The following is a 14,537-nucleotide window of genomic DNA, read 5'->3' as shown; positions in this document are numbered from 1 at the left end:
TCACGTCAATCGAACGATTATTTATCAAGAGTTTTATAAAATATAAATAGTTAATCAGGAGGAGATAATATGGAAATATTAAAAGGACGTAAAATCAAAAAGATATATGGAAAAAAACAGTCTGCACAAGAAGTATTAAAGGGGATTGACTTAGATGTAGAAGCAGGGGAATATGTTGGGATCATGGGGCCATCAGGTTCTGGGAAAACAACGCTTTTAAATGTACTCTGTTCAATTGATAATCCTACACAGGGGACAATAGAGATTAATGGGCAAATGTTACAAAAAATGAAATCAAAACAACTTGCTTCATTTCGCCGTACTGAGATGGGTTTTATCTTTCAAGATTACAACCTTCTAGATACGCTAACAGTTAAGGAAAATATCTTACTTCCACTCGCGGTTGGTAAAACAAATGAAAAAGAAGCAGAAAACCGGTGCCAAGAATTAGCTAAGCAATTGGGGATTGTAGATTTATTAAAGAAATACCCAAATGAATTATCAGGCGGCCAAAAACAACGTACAGCAGCAGCTCGTGCGCTAATTATTAAACCGAGTATTGTATTCGCAGATGAGCCCACAGGCGCACTTGATTCAAAAGCTGCTTCGTCTCTATTAGAGAACTTAGCATCTTTAAATAAAACAAATGGTGCAACTATTATGATGGTCACTCATGATCCCGTCGCTGCAAGTTACTGCAGTCGCGTTCTTTTCTTAAAAGATGGACAGATTTATACACAATTATATAAAGGCGACAAAAAACGCACGCAATTTTTCCAAGACATCATGCATACGCAAGGTGTTCTAGGCGGTGATGGCTATGAAGATTAGTACATTAATTCTTCGCAGCATGCGAAAGAACATTAAACACTACTATCTCTATTTTTTCGCATTGATTTTCAGTGCAGCCCTTTATTTTTCATTTGTGACATTGCAGCATAATGATGCGATTGATCAATTAACTCAGTCAAGCATAAAGGCAGGAGCCGGCTTTAAAGTAGGCGCTGTTATGCTTGTGATTATTGTCTTTTTCTTCGTCTTCTATGCGAATCAGTTATTTTTAAAAAGACGAAGTAAGGAAATTGGATTATACCAAATTGTTGGAATGCCAAAGTCAACAATCTCTTATATTCTTGCACTTGAAAACTTATTGCTTTGGGTGGCTGCCTTAGTAGCAGGCATTCTAATCGGGTTCCTATTTTCACGTTTCTTTGCGCTAATTTTCTTGAAGATTATACATGTTGATGGATTAGTTATGCTAGATTTTTCATTCATAGCACTAGTCCAAACACTGATTGTTTTTGCTGGATTATTTATTATTGTATTGATTCAAACAACATGGGTTGTAAATCGTTCAACGTTGTTACAGTTATTCCATACAACAAGTAACAGTGAGCAAAAAATGAAAAAGATGAATCCAATTCAACTCATTTTAGGGGCAGTAGGCCTAGCAGCTATTGTGTATGGGTACTATTTATCAACTACAATTTTTAATATAAATGAGAGTGCAAACGAAAACACATTATTTATCAAAATGGGAGTCGTATTGGCTAGTGTCATTATTGGTACTTATTTCGTCTTCCGTTTTTCTATTGCTTTAATTATGAATGCCATTCGCAGCTCTAAAAATGGACATCTCTCATTAAAAGATGTCCTGGCCGTATCGCCCATTATGCATAGAATGAAAAGTAATGCATTGTCATTATCAATTATTACGGTTTTGACGGCACTCGCGCTTACAGTTCTTTCTCTATCGTCCATTACCTACTATTCAATAGGGGCACAAATAGAGCAATATACTCCCTATGATATGAGTGTTGCTAATGATGAAGATAGTGCTTTTGAAAAATCACTACAAGCAAAAGAAATAAATTATAAAACAGATCATTATGAATTATTAAATGTCCCTATCGATTTCACACCAGTGATGAAAAATGAAGAAGCAAAACAAGCGAGCAAAGGTAATCAGTACTCTGATACAATTGTTCTAAAAGAAAGTGATGTAAAGAAAAAATTACCTTCTATTAGCTTAAATAAAAACGAAGCTTATATACTGGGTTACAACTCCATATTCCAAAAAATAATGCCATTAGAAATCGGTAACCAAATGAAATTAAGAGTAAATAATTCGATTAAACATTTGAAGTTAATAGGGGTTGAAGCAAAGAATAGTGTTCCTTCAGAAATAACATATGGCGGAAAAAAAACAATTGTACTGTCAGATCAGTTGTTTAATCAAATTAAGACTAACAAACAAATTCTTAAACAAACAGGCTGGCGTACCTATACTGGCTACACGATTACTAATAGTGAACAGATGGATAAAGCCATTTCAATTTATAAAAAGTCAACAAAAGGTGGTATTTTCACATCACATAGTAAAGGGGATTTTGCTCCGGAAGAACAATTTTCCATCAAGAGCGAAACATACAAGCATTCTCTAGAAAACATTGGATTACTCATTTTTGTGACTGGCTTTTTAGGACTAGCTTTCTTACTTGCAACTGGCAGCATCCTCTACTTTAAACAGATGACAGAAGCTGAAGAAGAGCGGGAATCCTTTAAAACTCTTCGTAAAATTGGTTTTACGACAGACGAAATCATGAAAGGAATACGCCGCAAGCAACTCTTTAGTTTTGGCATCCCACTAGTTGTTGGTGTTTGCCATAGCTACTTTGCAGTAAAATCAGGCTGGATGTTATTTGGAACAGAATTAGTAATCCCACTAGTTGTAACGATTGGCATCTATATTGTTCTTTACTCTATCTTCGCTATCCTTTCAACAAAATACTATCGTAAAATTGTCAACGACAGTTTACCTCAATAAAAAAACAAAAGGCAAAAGCTCTTAGAGCTTTTGCCTTTTTATGATTAATTATTGAAGTTATATTCGTCAGGATTCGGACCAAAATGGAATCCTTCGTTTAAGGAAGAAATTTTGTCGATTTCATCTTGTGTTAATTCAAAATCAAATAACTCAAGATTTTCACGGATTCTAGATGGTGTCATTGATTTGGGAATCGTAATAACATCATTTTCTAAGTCCCATTTTAATACAATTTGAGCTGTTGATTTATTATATTTTTTTGCGATATCAACAAGAACTTCATGGTTTAAAATTTCGCCATTCATAAGAGGAGACCAAGCTTCAACTTGAATGCCGTGTTTTTTGCAGTATTCTCGTACTTCCACTTGTGTTAATTTAGGTTGGAATTCGATTTGATTTACTGTAGGAACTACTGATGTTTTTGAAAGCAAAGTTTCTAGGTGATGAACATGGAAATTGCTGACACCAATGTTTTTGACTCTTTTATTATTATAAAGTTCTTCAAGCGCCTTATAAATTTCTACATAATTTTCATCTAGTCCTGGCCAGTGAATAATATAAAGATCTAAATAATCCAATCCTAATTTACGAAGGCTTTCTTCATAAGCTGCGATTGTTTCATCATATGTAAGCCCGTCATTCCAAACTTTTGATGTTACAAATAACTCCTCACGAGTAACAAGTCCTTCATCGATTGCTTTTTTAATACCTAGACCAACACTCTCTTCATTTTGATAGATGTGTGCTGTATCAATGTGGCGGTAACCTTCTTTGATAGCTACTACAACCATGTCTGAAAGCTCATTGCTATCTTTTACACGAAATGTACCGTAGCCTACTGCAGGCATTTCATTGCCATTATTTAATGTAACTGTTTGTTTTACCATATTATTCACTCCTTCTTTTACCATTAACTATTTTATCTTAATTGTAATCATTTTACCAAATTTTCATCTTATCAGGTTTAGAAACATACATAATAATTGTATAATTGTCCAATCTAACCATAACTTTTATAAAAAGAAGCGGGGAGATTTAGCATGAAACACCATACAACTTTTCAAGGAAGAAGCCTTTTGTTGTTGCAACTCGTCAATTTAAGTGGGTTTGGACTATTTGTAGTTTCTGCTTCTTATGTATGGTTTATGTTCTCAAGCATTCCATTGAAAGTACCTATTGATTTTGGGGTAAGAGGAGAGTCTATAGAACTCGGCTCACGCGTTTTCTTGCTTTTCCTTCCATTGTTAATTGGCATTCTGGCTGTGGGACTATATTGGTTAGAAAAATCACCAACCTATCATAAGAACCCGCACATCCAGCTTACTAGCGATCAGCAAAGAGAAACGAAACAAATGGTGTGCCTTTTAGTTTTTATCAGAACCATGCTATTTCTCTTTCAATCGGTTTATATCTGGCAGTCTATACAAATGGCAATAGGAAATGACTCAAATTTAGAAGGAATGCTGTGGATTTTTGTCATTCTCATGATTGCTATTCCGACCATTATGTCTTTATCAAGTATTAGGAGAGTTTGAGACATCTTTCCTTTTATAGCATTGCGTAAGGAAGGGAGTATAGATAATAATAGAATTAACCACAACCATATTCTTAATAGAAATTAGGCGATTTTAGTGAAAAAATATGCTGCATTAATAGAGGACTTTAAATATTTTATTTTTACTCTTGTAGTAATGATTCTTTTGGTGATGCTCTTTCGGACTTTTTTTACGCCCGAGGTCGTCGTAGGAGATAGTATGGAAAACAGTTTACATGAAGGGGATTACCTGCTTTCCAGCAAAGTTTCCTACGAATTTCATGCACCAAAATATAATGATATTGTCAGTTTTGATGCTGACATTATAGCGGGCCATGACTTATATATAAAACGTGTCATTGGTTTGCCGGGAGACCATATTCAAATTAGAGGAAAAACACTCTATCGCAATGGAAAAATGGTTAAAGAGCCATACATAAAAGAAACAATGGATAGTCCGTCAATTGATATCGTGATTCCAAAATATAAAGTCTTTGTTATGGGCGATAATCGCAATCATTCTATGGATTCTAGAGACTTTGGGCCGATCGATTACAGGAAAGAGATCAGAGGAAAAGTATTGCTTCGTTTTAAACCATTTAATCAGTCTTGGCACTAAAGAAGTTTTATAAAAGTTTTCGAATAATGGAAGGGGTTTGCTGTTACTTTATCGAACTTTATAGTGTGAACTAAAATGTGGGGGTCGCTATATTGTTATTATACTTTTGATTAATCATCTGCTTCTATGATGTTGAAAAATACAATTCAGGAGTTGAATGATGATGATTTATACAAATTCTCTAGATAACATTTCTTCAGATATGCTACAAGGCTTTTTCGTGGATTGGCCAAACCCGCCAAGTCCGATAACACATCTACAATTACTAAAAAACAGCAATAAAGTTGTACTTGCACTTGATAAAGAGAAAAATAAGGTAGTAGGTTTTATAACGGCGATTAGCGATGGTGTGTTGTCCGCGTATATTCCACTTCTAGAAGTGTTGCCTGAGTATAAAAGTAAAGGTATCGGCAAAGATTTGGTAAAGCGTATGTTGCATGAATTAGAAGATATCTATATGGTGGATTTATGTTGTGATGATGATTTAGTAGCTTATTATGAACAGCTCGACATGAAACAAACCAATGGTATGATAGTAAGAAATTACGCGATGCAAGCTGGAAATGTAAACTAAGCTATTAATTTAGTTTCAGGGGGGAATTAGCGATGAGCTATAAAACACTCATCGTACTTCTTGTTGCAGTATCTATTTTCGTGACAGCATGCGGAAGCAAAGTTAAGGAAACACAGACTGTGAGTGCACCGCCTACAGCAGCGGAAGTATTAAAAGAAGATAATAATGCCGATCTGTTAATGGTCCATGATACTCTTTATCAAACAAATATTGATTGGGTTAATCAATTGGAAGTAACCAAAGATAAAGAAATTGGCAAAGTGGAAAGTAAATATGGCTCTGGCCAAACCTTTAAGAATAAGATGGCTAACAATATTCCAGTAGGAACTAAGATATACTCAACGAAAGAAAGAAATGATGTTTTAATCGTTGAAATTAACGGAATAGAAAAGAAGTACTATGCTTTAACAGAAGGATAATATAAAACACCAGTGGATTCCCGAAATATTTGGGGGAGTCGCTGGTGTTTTTAAATTATATTTAACGTTCAAGATACCTATATAAGGTTGATTTGCTGATACCTGTTTCATTTTTTATTTCTGTAAGACTATGTTGCTTACTTTGATACATTTGGATGGCGCGCTTCACATTTTCATCCGGTTTTTTAGGGCGTCCAGCTGATACTCCTTTTTGTTTCGCTCTATCTAAACCCTTTCTTGTTCTTTCACTAATGACGTCACTTTGAAAATCAAGTAAGTGTTTTACAATCTCCTCAAATGAATAGCCGCCCTCGCTACTTGTATCGATACCCTCGTGAATCGAATAGAAGAAAGCACCTTTAGCATGGGCAATCTCTAATAGTTCAACTAAATGGCGCGTCGAATCTGCTAAGATAAACAATCTGTTTACAAGTATTTTATCTCCAGATTGAATGTTTTCCATCATCTTTTGCAAATGTATCCTTTTCTTTGCAGACGAATGTTCTTCTTGAATCAACTGTTCACATTGAAAGCTTTGAAGTGTTTGGATTTGTTTTTCACAGTTTTGATCCTCAATATAAGGCCTCATATATCCTATTAACATATTGGCTCTCCTATATAAAAGTCGTTTTTTCTATTATAACATACTATAAGTTATCAAAAAATAGTTCCAAAATGGTTCTATTTTGGGAAGCAAGGTGTTATACTTCATTTTGTTGTCTGAAAAAGTTAAAAAGCTTCAAGCTATTATAACTCTTACACAGATATTATCGAAATGAGGTGAATATATGTTAGAAAACATCCAGAAACAATGGTTTTCTAATGTAAGAGCGGATATTCTTGCAGGTATTGTGGTGGCTTTAGCTTTAATTCCTGAGGCACTTGCTTTTTCAATCATTGCTGGCGTTGACCCAATGGTGGGGCTGTATGCTTCTTTCAGTATTGCAGTTATTATTTCTTTTGTCGGTGGAAGGCCCGCAATGATTTCTGCTGCTACTGGTTCTATGGCATTGTTGATGGGCCCATTAGTAAAAGAGCACGGGCTTAACTATTTGTTGGCAGCCACCATTTTAACAGGGGTTATCCAAGTACTATTTGGCATATTTAAAATAGCAAAGCTGATGAAATTCATTCCTCGTGCTGTCATGATTGGTTTTGTTAACTCGCTTTCCATCTTAATTTTCATGGCTCAAGTACCGAACTTTATTCATGTCCCTAATATGACATATGTCTTTATAGGTATCACATTGTTAATTGTCTATATAGTACCTAGATTTTTCAAGGCAATTCCTGCACCCTTAATTGCTATAGTTATCTTAACAGCGATAGCGATGAATACACATATGGATCTACGTACAGTTGGTGATCTAGGTGAAATTACTAAATCATTACCTAATTTCTTTATTCCTGATGTTCCTTTTTCGTTTGAAACATTGAAAATTATTTTCCCTTATTCATTCGCCTTAGCGATCGTTGGTTTATTAGAGTCTTTACTAACAGCATCCATTATAGATGATATGACTAAGACCGAAAGCAATAAGAATAAAGAAGCGAGAGGTCAAGGTATTGCCAACATTGTGAATGGCTTCTTTGGCGGTATGGCAGGATGTGCAATGATTGGCCAATCGGTCATAAATGTAAGCTCCGGTGGGAGAAGTAGATTGTCAACATTTGTAGCAGGCATTTTCCTTATGTTCTTGATTGTTGTTCTTGGCGATTTGGTTGTTCAAATTCCGATGTCTGTTTTAGCAGGCATTATGATTATGGTTTCAATAGGAACATTTGATTGGTCGTCCTTTTCATATATAAGAAAAGCTCCTAAGATGGATGCGATAGTAATGCTTGTCACGGTTATTATTGTGATTGCCACCCATGACCTATCAAAAGGTGTTTTTGCAGGCGTCATTTTAAGTGCACTATTTTTTGTAGCGAAGATATCCCGTTTGCAAGTAAAAGAACAACAAGTGAATGAAGAAATTATTTGTATAGTCAAAGGGCAACTATTCTTTGCTTCATCAGATCGTTTCATTGATTCTTTTTATTACAATGTAGAGCATAAAGAAGTGATAATTGATTTTTCCAATGCTCAAATATGGGATGATTCAGCGGTATTGGCCATTGATAAAGTAATTCAGAAGTATCATGTTAATGGTAATACAGTAACGCTTAGAGGGTTATCTTCATCCAGTCAAAAAATGATGGACCGGTTTGCTATACACAACAATTTAAAGGTATAAAATGAACAAACCTTGTTTATTTATAAGGAAATGGTAGTTATATGTTTATTCATCCCTTTATCTGCAAATACTATTGCTAATACTATAAAGGAGATGAAGAACATGTCTAAATGGTCTGCTATTCTTGCAATTCCTCTTTTAGCCGCTTCGCTAATGGGCTGCGGCGATAAAGATAAAGCATCAAATGTACACAAGAATGCACCAGTCTCTAACAGCGGTGAAAACGAACCTGTCACAACTGCGCCACCAAATAGCAACGATACTACCAATAAAAAAGTCAACGGTGCTCCTTTTAGCTTCTCCGAATTTGATCTAGAAGTAGATTATGGGGCTAATCAATTTTACAATATTGAATATGAAAATGAACGTGACGGGGCAGAAGTAAAAGTAGAAAATAATCGTAAAAATCAATTGTTAGAAGGTAACGCGGCGTACGAACATGTGCAAAAACTCTTTAAAAAATTAACATTCGATTCAAAAACCCCAGACCAAGAGGTATTAAATGAAGTTATCTCTGTCTTCCATTTAGGTTCAGATTACAAGAAAATTGAATTAGAAATTAAATTTGAGGATAATGTAGAAAGACATTATACTTTCACGAAATAAAACACGCGGGCCTTTTCTTAAGGGCCTGCGTGTTTTTCTGTAAAGGCATCAAAATATGAATCATTTATACGTTTCTAAAAACATAATTAAAAATTAATAATGAAAAGGAATATATTTTTATTGAAAAACGATAAATAAATTAGTATGATAGCTGTAATAACAAAATATGGAGGTTCTTTATGAAAAGGGGATCGTTAATTTTTTTGAGGTTTTCTATTTTTATGATTGGTCTACTTCTCTTAATATGTGGCGTTTTTTGGTTACCGAGCATGGCCAGTCAAGCTGCAGAAGCTAATCCAACATATGCTTACTTGGCATTACCTCTTCTAATAGGCATTTATATCACTGCAATACCTTTTTATATCGCTTTATATCAAGCCTATCGATTACTAAATTTCATTCAGGAGGAAACCGCTTTTACAAAGGTAGCTGTCGAGGCATTAGGACGTATAAAGAAGAGTGCGTTAACGATTATTTCCATCTATACAATCGGCATGCTCATCCTTCTCCAACAAAATGCTCTTCACCCAGGCCTCGCAATTATTGCTGCTGCTATCATTTTCGCTACTGTTGTCATTTCTTTATTTGCAGCAGTCTTACAAGAAATATTAGAAAGAGCTATTCACATAAAAACAGAATATGATTTGACTGTCTGAGAAGACCGAATGCCGATCTATAGATTGAAGTATGTCTTTTAAGCCTGCCACAAGCAATTATCCAACTGAATAGCTGATTAAAGGGGAGTAGTATTATGACATCTATATTAATGATTGGATGTATCGGAGTTTTACTCATCATTTATTTTAGAAAGATATTCATTGAACACCTTGGTAAAAAAAATAATCTTGTACATAAGTTAAAAAACGCAAACTGGTTCCAAAACCATTGGCTCTCTGGCCTATTTTTATTTTGTATGAATGCTGTTTTGTTCTTCTCAACTGGCTTAATTCTTTACCTATTGATTTTCTTTCCCATCCCTTATCTTCACATAATTTTAATGTTTGCTGCTGTATTGACTAGCATTCTTCTATGGATAGCTATAAATAAAGCTTGGCAAGGATCAAAACGAAATCGTATAAAAATGAGCGTAGTTGGGAGCAGTTTTTACTTTTTCCTTTTAATACTATTCATCTATTGGTTTGTTACCATCAAGCCTTCTTATCAAGGGGAAGACATATTTATGAAGGGTTTTGGATTATTGTTCGGCATGGTTGTATCATTCGTTGCATGTATTACCTGTTTTGTTTTTACGGCAAGCAACCAAAATATTAAGAAAAAAGCCTAGCATAGTGGATATGATAGGTCTTTTTCTTTTGCTTATTTTGAGAGAGTCCCCGAAATAGATGCTTCAATCCTCCATAAAGTATTTTTTATATGCTAACGGAGTCATGTTCATTGAACTCTTAAATTTTTCAATAAAATAGCTGGTACTATTAAAACCTACTTCATAAGCAACTTCTGTCACACTAGTCTCTTCTTGTTGTAAAAGGAGAAGGCTTTTTTGAATTCGATAATCAATTACATAATTTAATGGTGTCGTTTTTAAAGTTCGCTTGAAGTACCTACAGCATTCAGAGCGGCTCAATTGACCGGCTTTAGCAATATCCTCTAATTTGATTTTCTCAGTATAATGAACTTGGATCCAACTTAACATTTGTTTCATTCGTTGACTTTTTAACTTTTCTGTCTGAATATATTCTGGTTGAAAACCATTACAGATTAGGTTTTTCCAAATCACCGTTAGTTGCATGTTTATATCCATTTCAAAGAACTGCACTTTTTGTTCCATCAACTCTTTGATTTTAAGAATTGCTTCTACTATGTTTTTACCCCATTGCGTATTCGAATCAACAGGGATGTAAGATAAGTTAGTTGCTTGAATAAAAGGAAGAACATAAGTCGTATAGAGTTCTTGTGGGAGGACGAAATGAGGTGATACATTTAAACAAATGTAGACACAGTCTGTTTTTTTCTTATCTTCTGCCATATGCAAGCAGCCACTATTTATAAATACACCTTCTCCTTCTCGTACTATTAATTTCTCTTCGTTTATTTGAAAAGTTGCTTCACCGCTCACAACCAACACAAATTGAATTTCCTCATGCCAATGGAGCGGTATATAACCATGAATGTTTTGGTTTATCTTTGTCTCATAACATGCAATTGGTAATTCAACAGTACGATGTTGGGTGAGTTCTTTTAAACTTTTATTTACTTCAAAATTGTTCACCTGCACATCATCACCTCAATATATTTATATTTTTTCATTCTTTTTATGTATTATTATAATTATTTTCCACTTATTATAACACTATTATTATATTAGAGGTGGAGTATGAACATGCATAGAACTATCAGAAGAAAAGGATTGTTACTCGTAATTATGGGGGCTATATTTTGGGGTGTGGGAGGTACAGTTGCACAGAAACTATTTCACCAAAGTAAAATTGATGTAAATTGGCTCGTTACGACACGATTGCTCATATCCGGATTCTTGCTTTTAAGCATACAGTTTTTTGGAAAAAGCCGTTCCCAAGTTTTTGGCATCTGGAAAAATAAAAGAACAGCTGTTCAACTCATTATATTTGGATTACTAGGTATGCTTTCGGTCCAATATACATATATGGCATCGATTAAATATGGGAATGCTGCCGTTGCAACACTATTACAATACTTAGCACCTGTAATGATTATTATTTATTTGGTTTCACGTAAGAAGGCTGTATTTACAAGACAAGATGTGTTAACTGTTTTTCTTGCATTAGGGGGTTGCTTTTTCTTATTAACGAATGGTTCAATCTCAAGTCTATCTGTACCAATACCCGCAATTGTGTGGGGGGTCTTGTCTGGATTAGCTCTTGCATTTTACACATTATATGCAGTTCCTCTTCTTGCACAATTCGAATCTCTTGTCATTGTTGGTTGGGCGATGGTTATTGGTGGGTTTACATTAAGTTTTATCCACCCTCCTTGGCAAATGGACTTTACTAACTTAACAATGGAATCTTATATATATTTAGTTTTTGTAATAATTTTTGGTACAATGATGGCATTCTGGTTTTATATAGAAAGTTTGCAAAGTCTTTCACCTAAAGAAACAAGCCTCTTAGGGAGCTTGGAACCGTTAGCGGCCGTATTAACAACAGTTTTTTGGTTAAAAGAATCTTTTGGTTTTTTTCAATGGGTCGGCACTGCCTGTATTATTGCGATGATATTATCGGTGGCTTTGAATAAAGATTCTTCTTCGCATACTAAGCAATCTTCATAACAGTGTATATACTAATAAATAGGGGTGACTATATTGTTTATTAAAGGATTAAATCACTTTTTATTTTCTGTGTCTAATTTGGAACAATCTATAGCATTTTATCAGGATGTCTGTGAAGCGAAACTATTGGTTAAAGGAAGAAGTACTGCTTACTTTGATTTAAATGGCATGTGGCTTGCTCTAAATGAGGAACAGAATATTCCTCGTAATGAAATAAATCAATCATACACTCATATAGCTTTTTCCGTAGAAGAAGCGGAAATCGATGATATCTATAGCAAATTAGAGAAATTAGGAGTAAACATACTTTCGGGTCGCCCTAGAGACGAAAAGGATAAAAAATCTATATATTTTACAGATCCAGATGGCCATAAGTTCGAATTTCATACTGGTGCACTGCAGGACAGATTAGATTATTACAAAGAAAAGAAACCTCATATGGAATTTTTCAATTGAGTATAGGTAACATTAAAAGAAGCTATTGATAAGAACGGAATAAATAGAAATAGCTTATTAATTTGATCAACATTATTCTTAATTTCATACACCTAATGTCAATTTGACTATCTATGCGAATACATAGTAGAATTTTATGTTAAAGAAATTATTATGTAACATGTTTTTTAGAGATATATTAGGTTATGTATAAATTATAATCTGAAAGCCATAATATAATGCTGAATAGGTGGAATAGAATGAAGAATAATAATGATTTTATGGAGCACTGGTTGGTCATAGATTCTATACAAAGTAAATTAAAGAAAGAATTAGAGGATGTCCTACAAATAGAGTATAACTTGTCATTAAAAGCATTCTACGTACTCTACCACCTTTCTAAAGCGCCAGAAAAAAAGCTCAGATTACAACAACTACAAGAGATGGTAGGATTGAGTCAAAGTGCAATGTCTAGGCTTGTAGGCAATATGGAAGCGAATAGCTGCGGGGCATTAGAAAAACAAGTTTGCACGGATGATCGTAGGGGTACTTATACACGTCTAACTAATTTAGGAGAACAAAAACTTCAAGGAAGTTTAGCCTCTTTCCATGAAATACTAAAATCAAATCTCTCAACTGTTAATGTTGAAGCTGTAATGAAACAGTTAACAGAGGGGTTATAAGAAAATATAATGAAGTCAAAGTGCCACATTTTAGATGAAGTACTTTGACTTGACATGAAGTATTGTTTAGCCTTAAATTAAATGCATGCGTCATGCATTTAATTTTCGAATGAATCTTTTTCGTTTAATTAAATCGATTAAATTTAAAGAAAAAGGAGTTTTCAAATGGAACATTTATTTAGTCCTTATAAGTTCAAAGGCTTAGAGTTAAAGAATCGTGTTGTCATGCCTCCTATGTGTCAATATTCCGTTGAAAAGAAAGACGGCATTGCTACAGATTGGCATTATATACACTATGTATCTCGAGCAATTGGGGGAACAAGTTTTATTATTATAGAAATGACAGATGTAGAACCTGATGGACGGATTACCGACTTTGACTTAGGTTTATGGTCAGATGAACAGATTGCTCCATTAGCGCGCATTGTAGAAGCTTGCCACCAACATGGAGCCAAAGTAGGTATCCAGATTGCTCACGCTGGACGTAAAGCAGAAGATGCAGACGTACCGGTTTCTGCTTCTGCAATTCCATTCGATGAAAATTCTAAGACACCAAGAGCCCTTTCAACTGATGAAGTAAAAGAAATGGTCGAAAAATTCCGTAAGGCTGTAGAACGTGCAGTAAAAGCCGGAGTTGATGCCATTGAAATTCACGGTGCTCATGGCTATTTAATTCATCAATTCCATTCTCCTTTAACAAATAAGAGAGAGGACGAATATGGAAAAGATCTGACTAAGTTTGGCCGGGAAGTTATTGAAGCAGCTAAAAAAGAGATACCTGAAAATATGCCATTAATTATGCGAATATCTGCAAGTGAGTATGTGGATGGGGGATACGGCATTAATGAAAGTATTCAATTTGCGAAAGAATACCAAAAAGCAGGCGTAGACATCTTCCATATCTCTTCAGGTGGAGAAGGGCCAATTGGTGCAGGGGGTAGACCTGGTACACAGGCAGCTTATCAAGTACCGCTAGCTCGTAAAATCAAGGAAGCTCTGAATGTTCCAGTTATTGCAGTGGGAAGATTAGATGATCCTATTCTAGCCAATGCTGTAATCGGGAACGAAGAAGCTGATTTAGTTGCTGTTGGTCGTGGTATGTTGCGTAATCCATATTGGGCATTAGATGCAGCTGCTAAGCTTAAAAAGGAAATAAATGAACCCAAACAATATGAACGTGGTTTTAGATAAATGCCTTAATATCTTCAGATAGCGTGCTTTACTAAGGTAATACGTTAATTTTATAAGTTAAAAGATGATGTCTGCAATTTGGGACATCATCTTTTTATATTATAAACTTATATATTTTATATTAGAGATTTTATGAAAAGAGTA

17 protein-coding genes are annotated in these 14,537 nt (G+C 34.7%); 14 read left to right on the top strand and 3 right to left on the bottom strand.

Annotated features, from left to right (window positions below; translation table 11 throughout):
* Nucleotides 1-69: 69 nt before the first annotated feature.
* Both RST01_RS00780 and RST01_RS00775 read left to right on the top strand, forming a co-directional pair.
* Nucleotides 70-831 (top strand): ABC transporter ATP-binding protein, encoded by a 762-nt coding sequence (locus RST01_RS00780; RefSeq protein WP_147193451.1) that lies wholly within the window; start codon nt 70-72, stop codon nt 829-831.
* A complete protein-coding gene (locus RST01_RS00775; RefSeq protein WP_184117483.1) occupies nt 821-2,827 on the top strand; it encodes an FtsX-like permease family protein in 2,007 nt (668 codons plus the stop codon). The genes RST01_RS00780 and RST01_RS00775 overlap by 11 nt, the downstream gene beginning before the upstream one ends.
* 44 nt (nt 2,828-2,871) lie before the next feature.
* Here the strand turns inward: RST01_RS00775 and RST01_RS00770 are convergent, their stop codons facing one another.
* Nucleotides 2,872-3,714, bottom strand: coding sequence for an aldo/keto reductase (locus tag RST01_RS00770; RefSeq protein WP_221297927.1), 843 nt, complete (start codon nt 3,712-3,714; stop codon nt 2,872-2,874).
* A 153-nt stretch (nt 3,715-3,867) separates the two neighbouring features.
* Between RST01_RS00770 and RST01_RS00765 the strand changes: the two genes are divergently transcribed.
* The 4 genes from RST01_RS00765 to RST01_RS00750 all read left to right on the top strand — a co-directional run bounded on the left by RST01_RS00765 (nt 3,868) and on the right by RST01_RS00750 (nt 5,973).
* Nucleotides 3,868-4,362: a hypothetical protein gene (locus tag RST01_RS00765; RefSeq protein WP_147193449.1), complete on the top strand. Its 495-nt coding sequence runs from the start codon at nt 3,868-3,870 to the stop codon at nt 4,360-4,362.
* A 96-nt stretch (nt 4,363-4,458) separates the two neighbouring features.
* Nucleotides 4,459-4,980 carry a signal peptidase I gene (gene lepB, locus RST01_RS00760; RefSeq protein ID WP_147193448.1) on the top strand — a complete coding sequence of 174 codons (522 nt, stop codon included), beginning with the start codon at nt 4,459-4,461 and terminating at the stop codon, nt 4,978-4,980.
* Nucleotides 4,981-5,143: 163 nt separating this feature from the next.
* The gene (locus RST01_RS00755) at nt 5,144-5,554 is read left to right on the top strand and encodes a GNAT family N-acetyltransferase (protein ID WP_147195040.1); all 411 of its coding nucleotides are present in this window, start codon (nt 5,144-5,146) and stop codon (nt 5,552-5,554) included.
* Between the two features lie 32 nt (nt 5,555-5,586).
* The gene (locus tag RST01_RS00750; protein WP_147193447.1) at nt 5,587-5,973 is read left to right on the top strand and encodes a hypothetical protein; all 387 of its coding nucleotides are present in this window, start codon (nt 5,587-5,589) and stop codon (nt 5,971-5,973) included.
* 61 nt (nt 5,974-6,034) lie between these two features.
* Here the strand turns inward: RST01_RS00750 and RST01_RS00745 are convergent, their stop codons facing one another.
* Entirely contained in the window at nt 6,035-6,577 is a 543-nt protein-coding gene (locus RST01_RS00745; RefSeq protein WP_147193446.1) for a recombinase family protein, read from the bottom strand.
* 184 nt (nt 6,578-6,761) lie between these two features.
* Here RST01_RS00745 and RST01_RS00740 point away from each other — a divergent pair, with 184 nt between their 5' ends.
* The 4 genes from RST01_RS00740 to RST01_RS00725 all read left to right on the top strand — a co-directional run bounded on the left by RST01_RS00740 (nt 6,762) and on the right by RST01_RS00725 (nt 10,101).
* Nucleotides 6,762-8,210, top strand: a complete 1,449-nt coding sequence (locus RST01_RS00740; RefSeq protein ID WP_147193445.1) for a SulP family inorganic anion transporter — start codon at nt 6,762-6,764, stop codon at nt 8,208-8,210.
* A gap of 102 nt (nt 8,211-8,312) precedes the next feature.
* A complete protein-coding gene (locus RST01_RS00735) occupies nt 8,313-8,816 on the top strand; it encodes a YusW family protein (RefSeq protein WP_184117482.1) in 504 nt (167 codons plus the stop codon).
* Nucleotides 8,817-8,995: 179 nt separating this feature from the next.
* Entirely contained in the window at nt 8,996-9,472 is a 477-nt protein-coding gene (locus RST01_RS00730; RefSeq protein WP_147193443.1) for a DUF2975 domain-containing protein, read from the top strand.
* 95 nt (nt 9,473-9,567) lie between these two features.
* The gene (locus RST01_RS00725) at nt 9,568-10,101 is read left to right on the top strand and encodes a hypothetical protein (RefSeq protein WP_147193442.1); all 534 of its coding nucleotides are present in this window, start codon (nt 9,568-9,570) and stop codon (nt 10,099-10,101) included.
* A gap of 63 nt (nt 10,102-10,164) precedes the next feature.
* Here the strand turns inward: RST01_RS00725 and RST01_RS00720 are convergent, their stop codons facing one another.
* Nucleotides 10,165-11,052: an AraC family transcriptional regulator gene (locus tag RST01_RS00720; protein ID WP_147193441.1), complete on the bottom strand. Its 888-nt coding sequence runs from the start codon at nt 11,050-11,052 to the stop codon at nt 10,165-10,167.
* 105 nt (nt 11,053-11,157) lie between these two features.
* Between RST01_RS00720 and RST01_RS00715 the strand changes: the two genes are divergently transcribed.
* The 4 genes from RST01_RS00715 to RST01_RS00700 all read left to right on the top strand — a co-directional run bounded on the left by RST01_RS00715 (nt 11,158) and on the right by RST01_RS00700 (nt 14,393).
* Nucleotides 11,158-12,084: an EamA family transporter gene (locus RST01_RS00715; protein WP_147193440.1), complete on the top strand. Its 927-nt coding sequence runs from the start codon at nt 11,158-11,160 to the stop codon at nt 12,082-12,084.
* Between the two features lie 33 nt (nt 12,085-12,117).
* Nucleotides 12,118-12,540, top strand: a complete 423-nt coding sequence (gene fosM, locus RST01_RS00710; RefSeq protein ID WP_147193439.1) for a FosM family fosfomycin resistance protein — start codon at nt 12,118-12,120, stop codon at nt 12,538-12,540.
* 239 nt (nt 12,541-12,779) lie between these two features.
* A complete protein-coding gene (locus RST01_RS00705; protein WP_066787218.1) occupies nt 12,780-13,202 on the top strand; it encodes a MarR family winged helix-turn-helix transcriptional regulator in 423 nt (140 codons plus the stop codon).
* A gap of 165 nt (nt 13,203-13,367) precedes the next feature.
* Entirely contained in the window at nt 13,368-14,393 is a 1,026-nt protein-coding gene (locus RST01_RS00700; RefSeq protein ID WP_147193438.1) for an NADH:flavin oxidoreductase/NADH oxidase, read from the top strand.
* Nucleotides 14,394-14,537: the final 144 nt, after the last annotated feature.

The organism is Rummeliibacillus stabekisii (assembly GCF_007988965.1).
In the GTDB taxonomy this organism is placed as follows: domain Bacteria; phylum Bacillota; class Bacilli; order Bacillales_A; family Planococcaceae; genus Rummeliibacillus; species Rummeliibacillus stabekisii.
The sequence above is the reverse complement of the archived record's forward strand: the minus strand, read 5'-3'. Positions and strand labels throughout refer to the sequence as shown.

What these genes read in the sequence shown, in the direction of transcription:
- RST01_RS00780 (WP_147193451.1), top strand. Translation starts at nt 70, where the DNA reads ATGGAAATATTAAAAGGACGTAAAATCAAAAAGATATATGGAAAAAAA.
- RST01_RS00775 (WP_184117483.1), top strand. Translation starts at nt 821, where the DNA reads ATGAAGATTAGTACATTAATTCTTCGCAGCATGCGAAAGAACATTAAA.
- RST01_RS00770 (WP_221297927.1), bottom strand. Translation starts at nt 3,714, where the DNA reads ATGGTAAAACAAACAGTTACATTAAATAATGGCAATGAAATGCCTGCA.
- RST01_RS00765 (WP_147193449.1), top strand. Translation starts at nt 3,868, where the DNA reads ATGAAACACCATACAACTTTTCAAGGAAGAAGCCTTTTGTTGTTGCAA.
- RST01_RS00755 (WP_147195040.1), top strand. Translation starts at nt 5,144, where the DNA reads ATGATTTATACAAATTCTCTAGATAACATTTCTTCAGATATGCTACAA.
- RST01_RS00750 (WP_147193447.1), top strand. Translation starts at nt 5,587, where the DNA reads ATGAGCTATAAAACACTCATCGTACTTCTTGTTGCAGTATCTATTTTC.
- RST01_RS00745 (WP_147193446.1), bottom strand. Translation starts at nt 6,577, where the DNA reads ATGTTAATAGGATATATGAGGCCTTATATTGAGGATCAAAACTGTGAA.
- RST01_RS00740 (WP_147193445.1), top strand. Translation starts at nt 6,762, where the DNA reads ATGTTAGAAAACATCCAGAAACAATGGTTTTCTAATGTAAGAGCGGAT.
- RST01_RS00735 (WP_184117482.1), top strand. Translation starts at nt 8,313, where the DNA reads ATGTCTAAATGGTCTGCTATTCTTGCAATTCCTCTTTTAGCCGCTTCG.
- RST01_RS00730 (WP_147193443.1), top strand. Translation starts at nt 8,996, where the DNA reads ATGAAAAGGGGATCGTTAATTTTTTTGAGGTTTTCTATTTTTATGATT.
- RST01_RS00725 (WP_147193442.1), top strand. Translation starts at nt 9,568, where the DNA reads ATGACATCTATATTAATGATTGGATGTATCGGAGTTTTACTCATCATT.
- RST01_RS00715 (WP_147193440.1), top strand. Translation starts at nt 11,158, where the DNA reads ATGCATAGAACTATCAGAAGAAAAGGATTGTTACTCGTAATTATGGGG.
- RST01_RS00705 (WP_066787218.1), top strand. Translation starts at nt 12,780, where the DNA reads ATGAAGAATAATAATGATTTTATGGAGCACTGGTTGGTCATAGATTCT.
- RST01_RS00700 (WP_147193438.1), top strand. Translation starts at nt 13,368, where the DNA reads ATGGAACATTTATTTAGTCCTTATAAGTTCAAAGGCTTAGAGTTAAAG.